This window comes from Rhizobium sp. M1 (assembly GCF_002531805.1).
GTDB classification, from domain to species: domain Bacteria; phylum Pseudomonadota; class Alphaproteobacteria; order Rhizobiales; family Rhizobiaceae; genus Rhizobium; species Rhizobium etli_C.
Genome location: NZ_NWSW01000014.1, coordinates 151,555 through 171,979, shown reverse-complemented (window position 1 = coordinate 171,979; position 20,425 = coordinate 151,555). Strand labels below are relative to the sequence as shown.

At 56.5% G+C, this 20,425-nt stretch carries 14 protein-coding genes; 11 read left to right on the top strand and 3 right to left on the bottom strand.

The genetic code is table 11. The features are described from left to right. Positions 1 to 586: 586 nt before the first annotated feature. Positions 587 to 2,182 (bottom strand): reverse transcriptase domain-containing protein, encoded by a 1,596-nt coding sequence (locus CO655_RS15590; protein ID WP_245423829.1) that lies wholly within the window; start codon positions 2,180 to 2,182, stop codon positions 587 to 589. Between the two features lie 771 nt (positions 2,183 to 2,953). On the opposite strand from CO655_RS15590, the gene CO655_RS15585 reads away from it, so the two are divergent. From CO655_RS15585 to CO655_RS15565, 4 genes are all read left to right on the top strand, one after another. Then, positions 2,954 to 3,910, top strand: coding sequence for a hypothetical protein (locus tag CO655_RS15585; protein WP_141514325.1), 957 nt, complete (start codon positions 2,954 to 2,956; stop codon positions 3,908 to 3,910). Positions 3,911 to 3,999: 89 nt separating this feature from the next. Next, positions 4,000 to 4,404, top strand: a complete 405-nt coding sequence (locus CO655_RS15580; RefSeq protein WP_097665368.1) for a hypothetical protein — start codon at positions 4,000 to 4,002, stop codon at positions 4,402 to 4,404. Then, positions 4,385 to 6,424, top strand: coding sequence for a hypothetical protein (locus tag CO655_RS15570; protein ID WP_141514324.1), 2,040 nt, complete (start codon positions 4,385 to 4,387; stop codon positions 6,422 to 6,424). The genes CO655_RS15580 and CO655_RS15570 overlap by 20 nt, the downstream gene beginning before the upstream one ends. A gap of 69 nt (positions 6,425 to 6,493) precedes the next feature. Further along, positions 6,494 to 7,072: a hypothetical protein gene (locus CO655_RS15565; RefSeq protein WP_097665365.1), complete on the top strand. Its 579-nt coding sequence runs from the start codon at positions 6,494 to 6,496 to the stop codon at positions 7,070 to 7,072. Positions 7,073 to 7,458: 386 nt separating this feature from the next. Here the strand turns inward: CO655_RS15565 and CO655_RS15560 are convergent, their stop codons facing one another. Then, complete coding sequence (locus CO655_RS15560; RefSeq protein WP_097665363.1) at positions 7,459 to 8,445, bottom strand: DUF3883 domain-containing protein; 987 nt, start codon at positions 8,443 to 8,445, stop codon at positions 7,459 to 7,461. 255 nt (positions 8,446 to 8,700) lie between these two features. Between CO655_RS15560 and CO655_RS15555 the strand changes: the two genes are divergently transcribed. The 5 genes from CO655_RS15555 to CO655_RS15535 all read left to right on the top strand — a co-directional run bounded on the left by CO655_RS15555 (position 8,701) and on the right by CO655_RS15535 (position 19,141). Continuing rightward, the gene (locus tag CO655_RS15555; protein ID WP_176539257.1) at positions 8,701 to 10,152 is read left to right on the top strand and encodes a methyl-accepting chemotaxis protein; all 1,452 of its coding nucleotides are present in this window, start codon (positions 8,701 to 8,703) and stop codon (positions 10,150 to 10,152) included. Positions 10,153 to 10,208: 56 nt separating this feature from the next. Beyond that, positions 10,209 to 11,126: an OmpA family protein gene (locus tag CO655_RS15550; protein WP_245423827.1), complete on the top strand. Its 918-nt coding sequence runs from the start codon at positions 10,209 to 10,211 to the stop codon at positions 11,124 to 11,126. Further along, positions 11,123 to 12,439 (top strand): EH signature domain-containing protein, encoded by a 1,317-nt coding sequence (locus CO655_RS15545; protein ID WP_097665361.1) that lies wholly within the window; start codon positions 11,123 to 11,125, stop codon positions 12,437 to 12,439. The genes CO655_RS15550 and CO655_RS15545 overlap by 4 nt, the downstream gene beginning before the upstream one ends. Beyond that, entirely contained in the window at positions 12,436 to 15,648 is a 3,213-nt protein-coding gene (locus CO655_RS15540; protein ID WP_097665360.1) for a DEAD/DEAH box helicase, read from the top strand. The genes CO655_RS15545 and CO655_RS15540 overlap by 4 nt, the downstream gene beginning before the upstream one ends. Positions 15,649 to 15,739: 91 nt before the next feature. After that, complete coding sequence (locus CO655_RS15535; protein ID WP_097665359.1) at positions 15,740 to 19,141, top strand: TM0106 family RecB-like putative nuclease; 3,402 nt, start codon at positions 15,740 to 15,742, stop codon at positions 19,139 to 19,141. Between the two features lie 43 nt (positions 19,142 to 19,184). On the opposite strand, the gene CO655_RS15530 is transcribed toward CO655_RS15535, so the two are convergent. After that, complete coding sequence (locus CO655_RS15530) at positions 19,185 to 19,526, bottom strand: hypothetical protein (RefSeq protein ID WP_141514323.1); 342 nt, start codon at positions 19,524 to 19,526, stop codon at positions 19,185 to 19,187. A 119-nt stretch (positions 19,527 to 19,645) separates the two neighbouring features. On the opposite strand from CO655_RS15530, the gene CO655_RS33415 reads away from it, so the two are divergent. After that, entirely contained in the window at positions 19,646 to 20,032 is a 387-nt protein-coding gene (locus CO655_RS33415) for a transposase (RefSeq protein WP_245423825.1), read from the top strand. Further along, on the top strand, positions 20,029 to 20,382 hold the full coding sequence (gene tnpB / locus CO655_RS33410; RefSeq protein WP_141514321.1) for an IS66 family insertion sequence element accessory protein TnpB: 354 nt from the start codon (positions 20,029 to 20,031) through the stop codon (positions 20,380 to 20,382). The genes CO655_RS33415 and tnpB overlap by 4 nt, the downstream gene beginning before the upstream one ends. The last annotated feature ends 43 nt before the right edge of the window (positions 20,383 to 20,425 follow it).

Sequence of the window (20,425 nt, the reverse complement as noted above, 5' to 3'; positions counted from 1 at the left end):
TTCACACGGTTATGGCCGGCATCCAGCTAATGACAACTCGCCGTCACGCCCTGTCGTATTGTCCTTCCAAGAAATATCGCGCAGGAATGCTTTGGCGGGTCTGTAGCTCAATTGGTCAGAGCCGTCGGCTCATAACCGCTTGGTTGGGGTTCGAGTCCTTCCGGCCCACCATCTTTTTTCTAGTTCGTCATCAACGATGATTTTTTCGTCAATACGATTGCGCTGGCTCTCATGATTTCATTATCATAATCGTATTCTTGCTGCGAAAACCACCACGGAAATGGCTCTTATCGTGAGGCGGACTTCGAACGTTCTGAAACCCGCATACACTTCCTCATCTTGATGCGCTGGTCGTCAAGATGGCACGATCGCCGTGCCGACCATGTGCAGCTGGAATCGCTCAAAAGGTTTGTCCCCAAGCGCGCTGTATTGTCCCTGATGCTTCAATAGATTTGTCCCTGCGCGGAACCTTCTGATGATTATAGCGACTACGCCGTTCTCGGACTGGAGTCGAGGATGGCCACGAATGTCTTTGTCAGTCGGAAATCATGAACCGCATCTACGAACAACTCATCCCACGCGTGGGTTAGCGCCCATCGAGCCAGGCTGTCAAAGCATCTATATGGACCGCGAAGTCCCTGCCTTCTTCTGGGCCGCCCTTGTGAATGACACCAGCTACCTTGTCTTCTTCATCAAGAACTGGCCCTCCCGACATCCCCTGGGTTAGCTTTTGCGTGACCTCGATAAGCGGAACCGCACTCTTTACCGAGAAGCTGCTGATGTGGCCCGAACGAACATTCAAACTGTCCCCGGGTCCATAGCCGGGATATCCGGCCGCCATCAGCGCATCTCCGAGTGACGGCGCTCTAGTCGCCATTTCGAACTCGAAGAATTCGTGAGCAGGAATGTCATGGTCCAGGATCGCGAGGTCGCGGACGGTGTGATGCTGTCTTACCTTTGCCTTGAAACCGTTCGATGGCTTCGAGGGGTGATAGACATCAATCTCCGCTCCAAGCGCTTCCTCGACACAATGCGCGGCAGTAACCAGGCCGACGTCTTTCAAAAAGAAAGCACTTCCCTGGGCAAATTTGCCCTCAAAGTGCTCGATCACCCATACGGCTCGGCTCCTGATTTGCGCGCGGGTCGGTGAAATCTTGATGGGCTGCGTCGGAAACGAGGAATTGTAGCGGGCGGCTGTTGCCCGGAAGATTGGATCGGATTGCCCTTTCACGCTCCCCAGCCATGAAATCTTGCCCTTCAGGTGTTGAGCAAGGTCGCACTTGCCTCCGTACTCGTCTTCGAACTTCTTCTGCGCAGGCCCTATGCCTATGGTCTCGATCGAGTACAGGGTGCTTCTGATGTTCCTAACAAAACGCCTGTCGACGTTCAAACCGGAATTGATCTTGAGTCCGGTCACGATTCGGCGACTGTACTTATCCCCGTAGTGGGACTTGGCTGGATTGAGCTTGAACCCGTTATTCGTGAATGCCTCGACCAGCCTCGGCGCTAGCAAATCTGAGGCGAAGTTGCCTGTCGGCGGAACGCCTTCGGCGAACAAGCCTCCTGGCGGTTGGTAGCTCGAAAAGGTGATGTCGTCGGCATACCGTGTGTAGATGCAATGTGCCGCCTTGGCGATCATCTGAAGTTCCTTGTCGAGTTTGAAGCAAACCATGTTCGACAAGATCGGGCTGGTCGGCGCACCTTGCGGCAGAACTCCTTGGTTTGTGCAAAGGCGGGCAATGACAGCAGCCACGGTTTCGTCAACACCGACAGCCTTGAGAAGACCGGCAACACGGTTTTCCGAAATGGACGGAAAGAAGCGTTCGACGTCGAGGTTTACGACAAACTTGCTTTTCAGGTGTGAGGTTGCATTAGTCCTGACGGATCGATCCGCGACAAATCCATGGACTGGATTTCTGGGCGAGTAGATTTGATCGAGAAGTGGCGCGATTGTCCTCTGTAGCATTTTCAGCCGCCGATCGGGCGCACTGATAATTCTGGGCTTCCCGGATTTCGAAGGAACGGGGAAGTCTTTGTACATCCGTCCTCGAAACCACCAAATCTTGCGCAATTCGGCCTCGGAGAGGCAAAGGTGGCCGAGTAAGGTGCGTATGTCCGTCATCTCCGTCGGGATACTGACGCGGAAGCTGACGCCACCGAAAACGCGTAATGGATGCGGCACGAGGTCTCCCTCCAATCACGCCATGTGCATTCCGGCATATGTGGCGCGCACGATATTGTAGATACATTCGCTCTTACGCCGCAGTTACTACAGCGCGTATGCGAGGGGAGACCTCGTGCCGAAATCAATACCAATTGATCAGACCGGTAGATAGCGCCAGAACGACCTTCCGGATTGTTTCAACAGGGTTTTCGATCGAAAGTAGAACCCCCCGGTCGCGTTACGTCGTGGTCAGGGCGGTTTGTCGGATCGGTAAAATGCGAGGCATCGTCAAAATCTACAGAGAAGCCAAGGATGACTGCCTATTTGCTTGCGCGAACGCAACGCGCATGGCCTTCAGGTATCGAGTGGACGAGACCTGTGGTAATCTGAAATCAGTGTTCCGCCGGTGGCTTCCCCAGACAAAAATGGGGAACGCTATCGGAGACAAAGATGTACGGACTACCAGAACTACTTGCAGACGAGTTCAGTGCGAACACGTTGCAGCATCGGCAACCTGGGGCCGTCGGTCGACGTCTATGCTGCACACCTGACAACTTTTCGCAAGCACCGCCTTTCCATCTTGTGCGTCCACGGCAGCGAGCTGATCGGATGCAAGTTGGCCGAAATTTGCCAAAGTAAAAGTATTTGCATCCATGAGGCCACCGCGATTGTGGATCAATCATTTACATTGACGCGCGATGATTGCATTCCAGACCAAATACTAATCTATTGGCACGGACTGTATTTGCGATCAAATCGGGTTCTTTGGCATTCGCTCGGGGGAAAAGCTTGAACCAGAAAGTTCATCACCAACCCTTTGAAGGCGGGCCTTTTGACCAAACGTATCAAAGAAATTGGGACGGTAAGTCGTGGCAACGCCGCGCGCACCTTCTAGTCCAACTGCGTCATGGCGCACAGAACGTGCAAATTGTGCCGGACAGGGTCGGAGGAGACGCGGGCTTAGAATTTTTTACGACAGATGGTTGTCTCTATCAGTGCTACGCACCGGAAGAGCCGGGGAATACGGCGAAAGCCAGCAGTGCGATGAAGCAGAAGGCGACCCGCGACCTTCCCAAACTTCGCGACAAGCAGCAAGTCATCGGCGCTATCCTGGCAGGCCTGAAGTGCAACAGGTGGATATTGTTCTGCCCATTCCTCGATGACAAAGCAGTAATTGCGCATGTACGTGCTAAAGGGACTGAGATGCGTAAGCTTGGCTTGCCATTCCTGTCGAACGATTTCGAGGCCCTCGTTCAATCGCAAGAGGATTTCGCAAACGAGATCGCGCAACTCCGAAGGCTGCCTATCGGACCCGAGTTGATCATCTTACCGACGACCGACGAAGCGGTCGATTCCAAAGACAAAGAGTTGGTTCAAACGCTGGATGAGAAGCTTGGCCGAGCATTCCCCAAAGCCTCCGAGGCACGACGGATTGGATTTCGAGAAACTTACATCAGAAACCACATAAGGCGAGAGAACACGCTCGAAACACTGAAGACCGATCACCCTGTCTTATGGGAGCGAGCGTGGCAGACCATCAACGCCGAAGAGAATCGTCTCGAGCTTTTGGGCGCGGCCGGAACAACCTCTCCAAGCGAGCATCTGCGTGAAAGCCTTGCGAGAATTGAAGTGGGATTAGCCAAGGATTTGCCGTCGGTGGCCCATGCGACCATATCTGACCTTTCCGCAGGGACACTGAGTGATTGGCTCATGCGATGCCCATTGGATTTTGATAGCGGACCGTAATGGCAATTCTTCAACCACACACACCATTCACTTTTCGAGAACGACCGTCGCCCGTTCCGGGTGACCTTCGGATTGCTTGGCGCTTCGCCTTGAACCTCGTGATCCTCAACAAGAGCCGAGCAAAACGTTCGTCCCTGGCCAGGCTCTATATTATCAACGACGCTGCTCGATCATTTAACGATGCCGATCTGCTCGGAGATATTTTGGTAGGCGCTGCGGATTCCAGCCGTTGGCGTATCAAGGTTGAACCGGCGCTCGGCCGAGCACTAGACCTAATGGTTGGCGAGACCCTGTTGCATTGGACAACGGTCAGCAATCGCGTTGGGGTCGAGCTTTCCGCGATAGGCTTATCGCTGGCGGAGGAGATCGACAGCGACGACGAAATCATGGTCCAGGAAAAGGCTCGCGTTCGCTCCCTTTCGTCGAAGCTCACTGAAGCCCGCGTCACGGAATTCCTTACAGTCAAGGCGGATCATGAAGTTCTCGATTTCTAAAGCACTCATCCACGCTACGACTGCTTCAGGCCCATTCGGCACCGAACTTGAACTGCAGGTCGGCCTCAACGTTGTGAAAGCGCCGAATACCTCCGGCAAATCCACCAGTCTGCAGGCTGTCCTCTATGGGCTGGGCCTTGAGCGAATGCTCGGCCCACGGGTTGAGACGCCCTTTGGTCACGTATTGACGGAATACCTTAGAGAGGTTGCTGACGGACCTTCCTTTCCGGTACTGAAGTCTTCCGTCGAAATCGAACTGAAGAACAATCGGAAAGAAATTCTGGCGGTCCATCGTGTGGTACGGGGCGACACCGACACTCGTTTGGTTCGCGCGAAAATTACCGACGCCAACGGCTCGGAATCCCGGCGTGATTTCTTTCTTCACGATCCAGGATCGGTGCAACGCGAAGATGGTTTTCATAACTATCTGGCTCGTTTCATCGGGTGGGATTTGCCGGAAGTCAGCACGTTCGATGGTCGGGAAATACCACTGTATCTCGCTGCGATTTTTCCCATGCTTTTCGTCGAACAGAAGCGGGGATGGTCGGCGATCCAAGGTCCGTTTCCGACATTTCTTAGAATTCAGGACACGGCTCGGAGAGTCATGGAATTCCTGCTGGACCTTGACGTCGGCAATAGACGACGGCGGAGGCTTGAACTCGAGAAGCAAATTGCCAGGTTGGAGTCGGACTGGTCGCAGGCTCGGCAACACCTGACGTCAAGACTCGGCAATCTCAGCCGCCTTCAAAATATACCGTCGCGACCCGTCGAAGGGTTCTCTTCCGCGCCTTCAATAGGCGTGGAGGTGTACCTGGAAGAGGAATGGCTCGCACTCGACGAAGCCGTCGATTACACTAAGTCACAGGTTGACGAGCTGGAGGCGGCTGAACTCCAGACGATCGAGGATTCGGTGCCTTCCCTACGGGCTGAGCTTGCCGAGGCGCAGAATGATGTTGCCAATCTGGAAACACGCGTCGACGAACTAAGACGCGATATGGCGATAACCCGTAGCGAAATTCAGGGCTTTCAAAATCGCATCGCCGCCCTGAAGACAGACCTCGCGCGCAACCAAGACGCCCAAAAGCTGGAGAAATTTGGTTCTCGGCTCGGGAGAGCTGTATCCGAACACACCTGTCCAACCTGTCACCAAGAACTCGATGCAGAGCTCTTGCCTGTCGTCCAAGTCAAAGGCATGGCGATTGAGGAGAACATCCGTTTCATTCGATCTCAGATTGATCTCTACAAAGCCAGCGCCAACGCCTCGGAGGTCGAGGCTAATAACCTTCGCTTGATGTACGACTCCGTCGCAACGGAGCTCTCGGAGAAATTAACCCGAATCCGCCAGCTTGGTGAAGCACTTCGACGGCCGTCGGGCGCGACTGCCCGGTCATCGATTGAGCAGCTCGTGCGCCTTCAGGCTCGCCTGAAAAGATTTGAATCAATGCGAAGTGAAGCCGATGGGATGGTGGATAGATTTTCGTCCATCGCGGACGCCCTCGACAAATTGCGACCGGAGTTGTTAGCGGTCAAAAGCGACGACTTCAGCGAAACTGACATCGGTAAGATTGAATTCTTTGAAGAGCGGCTTCAGAAGCGCCTGGTGAATTTCAGCTTCAAGACATTCCGCGCCTCCGAGATACATATCTCCCGTGAGGATTTCAGGCCGTTCGGAACCATTCTCGACAAATCAGGCGAGCATGTTAGCCGAGAGCTTGGTTTCGAAATGTCCGCGAGCGATGCGATCCGAATGAAATGGAGCTACTACCTCGCCCTCCTCGACGTTGCTTTGAAATTCGAGACCAATCATCCTGGCTTCATCGCCTTCGATGAACCTGACCAGCAGGCAATCGAAAGCAAAGACGTCAAATCATTCCTCCTCGAGGCCGCCGCTTTCGGATCGCGCGCCCAAATTTTGGTCGCCGCGACAGCGGAGAAAATCGCCGGATTTGATGCCGAGCTGGCCAAGGCTGGAGCGAAGATTCTCGGATTTACGGGGTACACGGTGCAGCGGCACGGTTAGCGGCGAATGGCCGGCTGCATGGCACGGTGATTGAAAGGTCGTTCGAATGGATCGAGTCGGAGTGAGATTGTGACGGATCATCTTGATTTTCGCCAGACCTGGCTTTGGCGACAGGCTTTCGAAACCCCTCGTCAAGATACCAGCACGGCGGAGCAAGAATTCTTCCGTAACCAGTATACCGCAATGCGCGAAAAGGCGACGCAGCTCGTGTCGCGTATATCGACCGATCTGCCCGGAATGACTGTCCACGACATATCGCATCTTGATGCGCTCTGGGGCACGGCGTCTCTCGTTTCCGAAGGCGCAATAAGCCTAAACCCAGCCGAAGCATTCGTTTTCGGCGCAAGCATCCTCCTACACGATGCGGGTATGAGCCTGGCTGCTTTCCCGAATGGCCTCGAAGACGTCAAACTGACGACTACCTGGTTGGATACGGTTGCCCGCCACATCTCTGAAAGAAAGAGGGATGGCGAAACTCCGGTCGAGCCTGAAAACCTGCCCCTGGAAACGGTCAACCAGATTTTGCCCGACGTCCTTCGTAGACTCCACGCTGAACAAGCAGAACGCCTCGCCGAACAGAGCTGGGAGGTGGACGGCACCCGTTTTCAAAACCAAGAATCCGTGCGCCCGAAATATATCGCCTATTAAAATTTCGAACCGTCCAACGGTCCTGATTGCCGCATCTATTCATCACTCCTGTCACAGAATGGCTACACGTATTGCTAGAAAACGTTCAATAACTGTTTACGTGAAGACGTTCGGCGGCATCGGAACGGGTAAAGGAGCTAAATCCCGCACTTCGCGGTATCCGCCAGCTGTGCTCAACCGTCTCGGTAACTCTGAACCACGCCCGCAAAATACAGATATCCAGTGCCCGCGGAGCATTGGCAGTGCTGGTGTTCAGCACGCACGGAGAAAACGCCCGCGCCATCCGTATCGCTCCGCGCCGCCTTGCCAATTCCCTTCCCTACCGCGAACGGCATCAATCCAAAGGTGATTCCGTTGCGTCTGCCGCGCATTACGTCAGGTTGACATCAAGGCTCGAAGACCCGTCTCCCAATGTACACGTAGGGTTCAATGGAGAAGGCCTTACGAAAAGCCTTGTCAGTGTAGACCCTGACAACGGGTGTGCCGAGTGCGTCCGTCACCATAGCAAGTCGCCATTGCGGAGTGCCGCTCACACTGTGTTCGTTTCTGGTCAGGAAGAGACGTTCGATCGGACCCGCAGTCCCCTTTACCTCGACGTTGAGCACAGTCCGGTCTTTTTGAAAAACGAAGTCGAAACCATTGTTCAAGTGGGCCACCCGAGTCCAGGCGTAACCCTGTGCTGCGTAATGGGCTTTCACCGCCTCCTCCGCCGCCATCTCCACCCGTTTTCGATGCTCGGGTGTCCCGAAGCCAGACAATGGATCGCCGACATCGAGTTCGGGATTCGGCGCGGTCTCACCTGTCGGGTTGTGAATCGCAATTCCTCGCAGGTCCGCGATCTTCGATTTCAGCAACGCGAGAATTCGCCGCTTTGTCGCGGTCGTCTCGACATTTGGCCCGGTCAGAAACGAGTACTTTCCCTGCCGGACTGAAGTGTCCGAAAAGGGACTGGTTCTCAGTTCTGGCGGGACGAAGAATGCGGATTTGCTTTCGATGCAGTACGACCAGTCGTACGGCGAAGCGGTTGCACTTCCGTCGGGCGTCGTGTGACCGGGCAGATCGAGCCACGTGCCCATCAACCTCGCGTTTTCGTACCAGCCAACGACATGAACGCCCTTGTGTCGCGGGTTTTTGGCTAGGCATATGACGGTCCAGCCCTCATTGTCCTCGTTGTAGGGAGCGTAGCCGTGAGTCTGCGGCGGCACATAGCAATAATATCTGCCGTCTGCAGAAGGCATGAAGTTGAAGGCCTCGTGGCCCCGCGCCTCCTTGTCTGTACCACGATGAGCGTTCAGCCAACCAAAGTTCCCGTCGACCGGGCCGCCTCGATAGAAGTCGGACCAGCCTGTTTTAATCCAAAGTATTTTTTCCACAATTATGACCTCTCCTGGCAACTCGCCCAGAATTAGTTTGAGTCGTGAAAATCCAATAGCCCTTTAGCCAATATTGATGCACTAGAGGTTGCATTGATCTCGCCGCGGTATTTATTGTCTACCGTCGCAAGTACGAACACAGCATGATTCTTTCGCGAAGCCGGCCAATCGGCAGGAGCGAGGAAAAATGACTTCGAAGCATTCCTGGGCCTCCGGACTTACGATTCAACAGTTCATTCGTGAGGGAGAGTCGGCGTGATCAGTTTCCATGAGGTTGGGCTTTGGACCCGCGACGAAATACTGTTCGTCGCGTCCATGCTAAAAGAGCCTCAGGCTCCGGGGCTTTTTTGCGTCACTCTCCTCGCCATCCTCTGCCTTCTCGTTCTTCGATTTCTCCTGATCGTTCGAGTTCGGAGATCGGTGCTTCTCAAAGCGACCAAGCTGATACGACGATCCACCGGCGCTGAAAAATTCCGGGACGAGTTCTCTGCCATAAAACAGGAACTGGAGACCTGGAAGGGCGCAGAAGCCAGGCATCTGTCAGATACCTGGAACGAGTTCAGCGAGACTACCATCGAGCCCAAGCCAGGCAATGCGTATGGCATTCGAAACTCGATACGACCGTCGGCCTTCTTCAATCTGGAAGACATGGGCTTCAGCGTCTCTGGATGGCGTTTCGTGCCAGGCTTTCTTGTATCGATCGGACTTGCCGCGACGTTTCTGGGTCTGATTGCCGCCCTCCAGCAAACGGGGGAAAGCCTTCAGGCCGGAGGAGATCAGGCGCAGGTCGAGCTCGCGCTGACACAGCTTCTGACAGTGGCCTCGGCGAAGTTCATCATGTCGCTGACGGGTCTCGTTTGCTCGATCATCTTCACGGTGGTGCTTCGCAGTGGAGGGCATAGGCTCGAGCGTGCAATGCGTGAACTGACGCACGAGATCGAGATCAGGATGAACTTCGTTAGCCTCGAGGACCTGGCGGAACGGCAGCTGAATGCGATCGTGGAACAGCGTGACCATATGCAGAAGCTCAATCACGACCTGATTGCCGCGATCTCGAAACCGCTCGAAAACGTGGTGAACTCGAATGCGAGCCACGTTGGCCAGATGGTCCAGGATATCGCCAGCTCTCTTTCCACCGGGCTCGCAGCAGCAATGGAGACGTCGAGCCAAAGACTGGACGACGCATCATCCAAACTGGCCGAACTGGCTGTCGGAATCAGTGGCGCGGCCGAACAGTTCACCAGCGCAGCCGAAAAGACCGCAGTTGGTTTGGACGGAGCGGCGCGCAGACTTGAGATCGTATCCGAGAACCTGTCCAAGGCGGGTACCGGGCTGGCGAATGCCGCAGAGCCCATAGTCCGTGCGGTCGACAAGACCGCTGCCGCAACCCAGCAGATCGCCAACGTCAGCGTCGAAATGGTCGAATCCGCACGAAAGACAATGTCTTCGGAGCGCGACCTTGTCGTCGCCGCATCGACCTCAATCAGGGATCACATCAAGAGCTTCGAAGCGCGTGCGGTGGCCTACGACGGCCAATTGGAAAAGGCATTCAAAACCTTCATCGACGAGATCACTCGATCAATCAGCGAAGTCGAGGCTCACTCGAACTCAGTCCACACTCAGTATGCTGATGCATTGGGCACACTTCAGGCGGTAATAGAGAACGCTAAGGCGTTTCGTCCTGAAAGCGAGAGGCCCGCCGTATGAGGGGATTAGGCAGGGCGCGCCCTCATGAAGAAGAAGAGGAGTCGGTCTTCATATCCATGGCCGACATGACGATCAGCTTCCTGTTTATCATAATGATCCTCCTCGCATTCTTCGCCAGCCAGTTCACGGTTTCCGACACGGTACCGCGAGGGCAATACGAAAGACTTCAGGAAGAAAAGCGAAACCTCGAGCATCAGCTCGACAGGCTGAAGAACATCGAGTCCGAGAAGCTGGCACTCGAAACCGAGTTGAAGAAGGTGCAAAAAATCGTTGAGACGCCGGACCTCAAGGTCGCCGAAGCAGTCCAGCAGTTGAAGGACCAGCTTGAACAGCTGAAAAGGCTTGAGTCCGCGCCGGATGCTCCCAATCAGATGGAAATCTACAACAACAGAGTCGCCGAAACCCGCCGTGCGCTGCTGACCAATCTCAAGAAAGAGATCGACGGAGAAATCCCCGGCGTTAACGTTCAGGTTTCGGCGAATTACGACGCCTTACAATTTTCGGGAGATGGGCTGTTCGATTTTGGGCAGGATGTGCCGACGCAGGCAGGTCAGTCCCGGATGAGACGCATCGCGGAAATCCTCGATCGCAACCTCGGCTGCTATTCACTGGGTCCACGGAAATCCTTTACCGCATCGTGCAATCCCGGCTACGCACTGATCGACGCATTGCAGGTCGAGGGCCACACCGATGGCCGAGGCAACGACACCCTGAACATGGATTTGAGCGCGCGACGGGCCTCGTCCATATATTCGTTGATGACCCAGCAGAAACCCGATCTGGTCGCGTTCTACAACAGAAACAGCCAGCCCGTCCTTTCGGTCTCGGGTTTCGGAAAAGGCAGGCCGATCCAATCGAACGACACCGAGAAGGGACAGGACGCAAACCGCCGTATCGATTTGCGTTTTATAATGGTTGTGCCGTCGAAAGAAGCCGATATCGCGACCATCAAGCGCGAGTTGGGTTCCCAATGAGCCTTCTCGAAAAAATAAGGACTCGCCCTCGACTACAGATCGGTGAGAAGCCTAATCTTGATGGTCTTCGAAGCTCTGTACGAGCTGTGGAGGAAGCGTTTCCAGGGCTGTCGAAAACTCCCGCTATTTCGGTACAGCAAGCGATAACCAAAGTGTCGTCCGCACTCGCGGATTGGCAATGGGACGGTGTCACAACCGGAATGGTCTCGATGGTTTGCCGCGCCTTTCTTCGCGGCGAGGTTCAAGAGCGCCGCGTCCAGGAATTCACGATGCGCGAGATGGAGGCTACAACCAGCCGATCCGTTCTCGACGCGGCTTGCGAGGCTTACTTCGACGGCTGGGAACGCGGGAGCGCCCGCACACGGTGGCTTGCCGGCCTGATCCAGGACAAATCCCCAAGCCTGCCGGCACGTTGGACCCGTGTATTCCTGGCGCTCCCCGATTTGCTAGATACGGACCAAGGAACACGACGCGTTGCTGAACGAATGCTCCAGCAGCCCGACGCTTTTCAATGGTTGCAAGGTTGTGGGATTGCGTCGCCTCATAGCGGACCGCTGATGCGCCAAATCCACCTCGTTTGGCTTGCGACAATGTCCCCCGTAACAACCCGGGAAAGCCGGGACCGTATATTCACATGGATAAGGCCTGAGGGGCATCCGCCGATCAGCGACGAAATGGCTGCGTGGGCGATCGACAAGCTGGTTGAGCCCTGGCATCAGGCAATGCCCGAGGCGTCATATCGCCAGGAGTTGCTTGATAGATTGCTGAACGACTACGGCGACCCCCGAAACGCGAGACGCGAGTTCTGGCCACTAACCTCGGATGCCTCCAGGCAGGTACTAAGAAGGTGGCTCGCTGGAAAGAGCATGGATGCGTTGTTACGCGTGATAACTCAAGCGACAGAAGCAACGACGTCCATGTGGCCGCCCAGACATCATTTCTGGAAAGGACTTCACGAACGCGGCGTCGTCACGGAGGCGTGGGTAGTCCTCTCTCCAAACGCGGCCAAGATCGCTGACTATCTCCATGCCCAAACCGGCGAAGAAACCTACAAGATGGCAGGGCGGCAGACCGCGAAGTCGCGCAAGGATACCTGCCTGCTCATCATGCGCGTCGGGCGCTATATCGTGGTCGAGGGATCGCATGATTACCGTGTGCACTTGTTCGAGGCCAACGATCCGAGAGCACCACAGCTCTATAAGGACTATTACGACGCCGAAGCCATCACATTTCCCGCGGACGATCCCATGGCCCGCCGGCACGATCCGCAGGGTAACTGGATGCGTTGGGTACAGGAGCGCGTGCTGAAATGAAGTTCGATTTCGCTCTCGAGGATGAATTCGTCCGTCTGACGGTCCAACCGGAGAAGCGCGGATGGCTATCAGGCTTCAAAAAGGGTCGTCCGGCCGATCTTCGGTCATTGCCAAAGGAAGAACTTCCCGCAGCGTTGGCACTGATTAAAATTCGTCAGCTCGACCCAGTCGGAAACTCTCACACGATTTCGAAAGGGCAGTTGACAATCCGGCATGCTCTCGTCGCGGCCGTTGACGCCAATAGCGCGGCGGCACTAGGATTGCCGCGCACTTTGCAAGGGCTGAACTTTCGTGCTCGCCTCAAGGGCACTGTTGGAAGCCGTGATTTCGCAATCGAATGGTGGTGGGAACAAGGCGGACGCAACGTCTATCGCCCACTGAAGGGAGCTTTCGTCGGACCGCCCACGGACTTGATGCGCCTGCCGCATCAAATTTACGAAGCGATCAAAATAGCGGATGAAATTGGAAACCCAGGCTCGATCACCGAACACTGGCTGCTGCTTGGAAGGTTTCGCCGCTTGTTCGAAGCTGATCCGAAAACAGACGACAAGGCTTCGCTTGAAGGGTTTCTCAAAGACATCTCAGTCGTCACCTGCAGCTCAATTGGCATTAAGTTCGAGGATGACGACGACACTCGGTTCTTCCCGCTTCCCTACTCGTCCGACGTTCCGGATTCCGACCCAAATAATGAGAACGCTGAGGAGGCGCTGAGTGGACAGGAACTCGCGGAGTTTCGTGAGTCCGTCCTCCGTCGCGGCTCACAACCCGCTTTCCGTGTGGCAGATGGCAAGTTCCTGATCGTCGAGCCGTCGGCAGCTCCGATCGTCCAGACGATCGTCGACCATGCTCTCAAAAGCGAAGAAGGCAGAAACGAGTTCATCGCGAATGCCGGCCGCATCATCGCCGAAGCCGTCGAGCTGCAGATGATGCGTGACGGGCGTCTCACGGAACTAATGAGTCCGGAAGCGCGTGCCGAAAAGCTCGAAGAGGAAACCAGTCGTGTCTGGGTTGAAACGCCCGAGTGGATATCACGGGTAGTCGGTGTCGGAAAATGGCAGAAGCTCGAGATCGATGGAATTCACGGGTCGGGTACACGCTGGCTGCCGGAATCTGAGACCGAACTCGCGGACCTCCTTGCGCTGATTCAAGATGAAGACCTTGAACGCGTCCTCGAAGAACTGAAAGAAGCGCAGTCTGCGGGTTATACTTCGATAAATCTGGAGATAGGCGCGGTCCCCGTTACACCGGTTGTCATCGAGGTCTTGTCCAGGAGGCTTGCCGAATTCCTGCGTGCGAAAGGCCCCGAGGAGTCGTCGGTTTCGCTTGATGCCTATCTTCCAGTCACCCACGACAATTTCTGGGAATTGGACTTTTCGGCCGCGCTGCGCGACCGCGACGCGGGTCTCTCAGAGGACCTGCCGCCTGCGATCGAAACCCCGCTGCAGCCACACCAGGTGAAATCGTTCGAATGGCAGGTCAAAGCCTGGAAGGCGGGACTTCCTGGAATTTTGAATGCGGACGAACAAGGTCTTGGGAAAACTCTCCAGACGCTTTCCCTTCTGGCGTGGCTGAAAACGCATATGGTAGCCGGAGCGCTCCCCAATCGACCATTTCTCATAGTCGCGCCGACGTCGCTTTTGTTGAACTGGGAAGCGGAAATAGAGCGGCATCTCGAGAGCGGCTTCCTGGGAAAGCCAATCAGGTTTTACGGTGATCACCTCAACGCCTTTAAGCGCGAAGATGCCTCCGGTCAGGACATCCGGACAGGTGCGTCTCAGGTCGGCCTCGAGAAGTTGACCGCATCCGAGAACGGGTCGCCGGTTGTTATCACGACGTACCAGACGCTAGCCAACTACGCGATCAGCCTGATGGACGTCCGCTGGGCTGCGGTGGTCTTCGACGAAATCCAGAATCTCAAGAACCCCGTCACCATGCGGGCAAAAGCCGCCAAATCAATCACCGCCGACCTCAGAATTGGACTGACAGGGACGCCGCTCGAAAACGCCACCAAGGACATCTGGGCAATCATGGACCAGTTGTTCCCCGGCGCGCTCGGAGTTCTTGCCCAATTCCGCCGCATCTTCGACAAGCCGACAGAGGACGGAATGACAGCGCTCCACAGTGCGCTGTTCAAGAGCCAACACGGTCGGCCCGCGCTTGCGCTTCGTCGATTGAAAACCGACGCCGCCCCCGGCCTGCCATCCAAGGTACGTGTATTCCATCCACGAGAAATGCCCGCGACACAGGCGCTTCGTTACGAGGAGGCGCGCCACAAGGGCGGGATAATGCTGGCCGTCCTCCAGCACATCAGAAGGCTGTCGTTGCATCCCGGACTGCTCGAAGGAGAGACCATCGAGGAGTTCAACGCCTCGTCCGCGCGGCTTTCCGCAGCCATCGATATCCTTCGTCACATCAAAGCGAAAAACGAACGCGCGCTGGTTTTTATCGAAAACCGAGACGTGCAGGCATGGTTCGCAGAGGTGGTGAGGATCGAATTTGGGCTTGAGCGTGTGATGATCATCAATGGTGACAACACAGTCGATTCCCGGAAAGACATCACCGACCGCTTCCAGAGACATCTCGTGGATGACAAGGGATTTGACGTTCTTGTACTAGGGCCGCGTGCTGCGGGCACAGGCCTGACCCTTACTGCGGCCAACCACGTTATCCATCTCACTCGCTGGTGGAACCCGGCCGTCGAAGAGCAATGCAACGACAGGACCCATAGAATTGGCCAGACGAAGCCTGTAACCGTCCATATTCCCCTCGCCGTTCACCCTAGACTTGGGGCGGGCTCTTTCGATTGCCTTCTGCAGCGGTTGATGAAGAGAAAGCGATCGCTTGCCGAACGTATCCTCTGGCCAGCGGAGGCCACCGAAAACGAGACGAAGTTGCTTTACGATGCGGTCGTGTCCGCGGAGAAGATGCCCGAAGAGAAATTCGGGGGTTTGAAGGAACTTTTCGAAGGTCGCGACGATCTCGAAACCGAAATGATCTCCTCCGAATGCATTCGTGTCCGCCTGCGGCAGGGTGGTGCTTCTGTCGTTGTTTCGGCCGAAGACATTCAGCCGCAGTTGAGGCCGGAAGCGAACGGTGATGCGGTCTTCATTTCAATGAAGGATTTAGCGAAGCGAGGCTCGAATGACATCGTCCCGCATTCGCGCCTATCATCTACGGCACTTTGGCCGGATTACATTCTGCCCCAGTAAAAATGGAGCCGAACCGCGCTGATTCCGGCGGTTCCGTTTCACTGCCGCCGAAGAATTCGACAATGCGTCCCCCAACCCTTACAGTTGAATCATGCAGCGAATCGGTACCCAACTCATCCTCAGCGCGCATGACTTGGCCGGGCATCTGAGTTGTCACCATTTGACGGCGCTCGATCTCAAGGTTGCGGAAGGAGCGCTCACAAAACCAGCGCGCTGGGACCCCCTGCTCGAGGTTCTGAGGGAACGAGGGCTGAAGCATGAACAGGAATTCCTCAATCACTTGAGAGCGCAAGGCCTCGATGCGACCGTGATAGAGGGCGTCGAAGTCACCGATGGCACCGTCGGCGCGACCATGGACGCGATGCGTTCAGGGCAGCAGTTCGTGGTGCAGGCGGCGCTTCGCGACGGCCGATGGATCGGGAGGGCGGACGTTCTGCGGAGGGTGGAACGAACCAGTGACTTGGGTCCGTGGTCGTACGAGATCATCGATACTAAGCTCTCCCGAGAGACCAAAGGCGGTACGGTGCTTCAGCTAAGCCTCTACGCCGAGCTTCTCCATACTATGCAGGGTATTGCGCCGGAGTTTGTGCATGTCGTTGTGCCTTGGTCCAACTTCGAGCCGCAGACCTTCCGCGTCTCTGACTTTGCCGCTTTTTTCAGGAAAGTGCGGACGGCCACCGAAGAGGCTACGGCTGCCGGACGGGGCGATCGTTACCCGGAGCCGACGGAACATTGCGACATTTGCAGATGGGCCGAGCAGTGCGATGCCCGGAGACGCGACGACGACCATCTGTGCCTTGTCGCCAATATTTCGAAAACCCAGATTGCGGAGTTGCGGGCGCACTCTGTTAGGACGACAAAGGCGTTCGCTGACCTCCCCTCGCCGATGCCGTGGAAGCCCGAACGCGGTTCTCCTGCGAGCTTCGAAAAAGCGAGAGCCCAGGCCCACATCCAGGTGCGCGCCCGGGAGGCTGCCGAGCGGCAATTCGAAATGCTAGAAGTGATATCGGCCACCGGGCTCTGCCGGCTGCCCGAACCATCGCCCGGCGACATCTTCTTCGATATCGAAGGCGATCCCTTCATCGGCGAGCACGGGCTCGAGTACCTATTCGGATATCATTATCGTGACGAAGCGGGCAATTTGGTTCGCATTGCCGATTGGGCGTTTGACCGAAACTCCGAGAAGGTTGTTTTCGAGCGGTTCATGGGCTTCGTCACGGAACGCCGCACGCAATTCCCGGACCTCCACATCTATCACTATGCTCCATATGAGCCGGCCACATTGAAGCGGCTCATGGGGCGTTATGCCACGCGCGAAAGCGAGGTAGACAATCTCCTGCGCGGCTACGTACTCGTCGATCTCTACAGCGTCGTGCGCAATGCCATACGGGCAAGCGTCGAGAGCTACTCGATCAAGAAGTTGGAGCCGTTTTACGGATTCGAGCGCTCGACACCGTTGAGAGATGCGAACGTCGCGCTCTCCGCGCTTCAGGCGGCTTTGGAACTCGATGACGGCCGCTCGATATCTGACGACACAAAAACGGTGGTTGCCGCCTACAACGACGACGATTGCCGATCAACGGAAGCATTGCGGGGCTGGCTCGAACGGCTCCGCACCGATGCCATCGCTTCAGGCACCGTTATCGACCGCCCTTCCCCCGAGAACGAAGAACCAAGCGAAAGCGTCTCAGAGCGCGACGCGCGCGTCGCGGAACTCATCGAGCGGCTGACACGGGATGTGCCGGTCGACGCCGCGGAAAGAACACCCGCCGAGCACGGGAGGTGGATTCTCGCCCACAGCCTCGGCTGGCACCGCCGGGAGGCGAAGGCAGCCTGGTGGGAGTACTTCCGGCTTTGCGACCTGAACGCGGAGGAACTGCTGGACGAAAAGGCGGCATTGGGCGGGCTGCGGTTCGTAGGCACGGTCGAGCGGACAAAGGGCGGTATCCCGACCGACCGCTATGAATTCGATATGCAGGATACGGAAATCCGTGAGGACGACGAGCTTCGCGCCGCCGGCGGAGAGACCTTTGGCAAAGTGGTGGCGACTTCGCAGGATGCTCGAACGCTTGATGTCAGGAAGAGCAAGAAGTCGGCTGCTCTCCATCCTGACGGGGCCTTTGCTCACACGCTCATCCGCACCCCCGAGCAAGAAAACTCCCTCTTGCGGCTCGGCGAGTATGTTGCCGACCATGGCATAGAGGGAAGCGGGCCCAATCAAGCTGCCCGCGATCTGCTTCTGCGCCAACCGCCTCGGGTCGCAGAGCCGCTACATAGGGATGGGGAAGACACCCTGACCTGCGCGGTCCGCATCGCGCCGCAGCTTCAGGGTGGCGTGCTTCCAATCCAGGGGCCACCGGGGACCGGGAAGTCATTCACGGCCGCGCATATGATCTTCACCCTACTGAAACTGGGTAAGCGGGTCGGAATCACGGCCAACAGCCACAAGGTCATCCGCCATCTGATCGACAAAACGATCGAGGTCGCCAAGGAAGAAGGCACCAAGGTGCAAGCGGGCCAGAAACTCTCTTCGAATGTGGAGGATACTGACGACGTCCGGTTCTACGTGGACAATGGAGCGGCGGTAATAGCGATCGCCTCCGGCGACGTGCATTTGATGGGCGGAACATCCTTCTTTTGGGCTCGCGAGGACGCCGCAGGCAGCGTTGACGTGCTGTTCGTGGACGAAGCCGCGCAGATGTCGCTCGCGAACGTGCTGGCGGTCTCGCAGGCGGGGTCAACACTCGTCCTCCTTGGCGATCCTCAACAGTTGGAGCAACCAACACAAGGCTCGCATCCTGATGGGACCGGAGTATCCGCACTTGACCATCTTCTGCGGGGACAGAAGACCATAGCACCTGAGCAGGGTCTTTTCCTCGAGAAGACTTGGCGGCTCCACCCCGACGTTACGGCCTTCAACTCCGAGATGTTCTACGAAGGCAAACTCGACTCCAAGAAGGCATGCGGCGTCCAGGGGACAGCTTCGGCAGGCCCGTTCAAGGGCACTGGCTTGCGCTATGTCCCCGTTCGCCATTCCAGCAACCAGTCGCATTCCATCGAAGAAGCAGAGGCCGTTGCTCAGATCGTCGAAACTATGCTGGGTTCACAAATGCATTGGACCGACCGCAAGGGCGTAACCAGACCTCTGGTGCTCGGAGACATCATCATCATCGCACCCTACAACGCTCACGTATTCGAGATTCAGAAACGCATCCCTGGCGCGCACGTCGGGACGGTCGACAAGTTTCAGGGGCAAGAAGCCCCGATCGCGATCTACTCGACTGCCACGTCCAGCTACGCAGAGGCACCTCGGGGAATGGAATTTCTCTACAGTTCGAACCGATTGAACGTGGCCATCAGCCGGGCGATATGCATGGCCATCCTGATCGCGTCGCCAGAGCTGTTCGAGGTAGAGTGCAAGACGCCTCGCCAAATGCAGCTCGCAAATGCCTTCTGTAGGTACCTCGAGATGGCTGAGGTCGTGGAGCTTTAGAGATTTGGCCTGTGGAGAATAATGACCCCAACTCAGGAACTTCTCACTCAGCCAAGTGCGGCCAATGTGGATAAAGCCGAGCGGCAACAGCCTTCCTCATCGCAATGGCAAGGGGATCATTGAAAATCTCCAGCGCGCGCTTTGCTTCACTCCGCGATAGCCAGCCGTCGCCGAGACGCCAGAATTTGTAGAACAGCTCGTCGAAGTCATATCGCCTTATCCACCGTATGGTTTCTCTCACCTGCTCCGGCGTTTTCGGCGGCAGTCTCATTACCGATTGGGAATCTCCCTCGTCCGGATCGACGCCTCGGTCGCTGTGCACCGCGATATCTTCGTCCGTGATCCGAGCGATGCGATCGACTTCGGCCCGGATGCTGTCCGGCATGTGCTCGCATGCATCGTCCAACGCATGAATGAAACGTAACCGGTGTTCTCCCCCCACATTGTCCTTCGCCGCCTAGTCTGTGATCGAGATTTCCATGGATGAAGAACGGGAGTTTCTCCATGGAGACCTCATTGGAGTTTCTCACAACCAGGAAGACCGGGCGTGAGGCTCACCGACATTGGCCTGACGAGATCAAGGCGAAGATCGTTTCGGAAAGCTTGAGGCCTGGCACGACGGTCAATGAAGTTGCGCAGCGCTATGGATTGCGAGCCAACAGCCTTTCCACCTGGCGGACGATGGCGCGGCAGGGCAAGCTGATCCTGCCAGCACCGGAGGATGCGATAGAGTTCGCGGCGGTGATTGTCGATCCGCCTGTTTCGGAACTCCCGCCTAAAATGCTCAGTCGTCCCGAGATCGTCCTCGGTCCCGTCACCATCCGTCTTGAGGAAGGTGCGTCTGCTGCCCGGATCGCCGCAATCGCGCGTGCCTTGGCGGCGGCGACATGATCTTTCCGTCGAACCGGGTGCGGATCATGGTCGCGACCAAGCCCGTGGACTTCCGCAAGGGCCACGACGGATTGGCGGCGCTGGTGAAGAATGAGCTGCACAAGGACCCGTTCACCGGAACGGTCTTCGTTTTCCGGTCGCGCAAGGCAGATCGGCTGAAGCTGATCTACTGGGATGGCTCCGGTATCGTCATGGCCTACAAAAGGCTGGAAGAGCACAGCTTCACCTGGCCCGGCATCAAGGATGGACTGATGACGCTTACCCACGCCCAGTTCGAAGCCCTGTTCGCAGGCCTCGATTGGCGGCGGGTTCATGCCGTCCAGACGAGACCGCCGCAGGCCATCGAATAGCTGCGGCACGATGACTCAGCACGGCAAATTCAGAAGGCAAAAC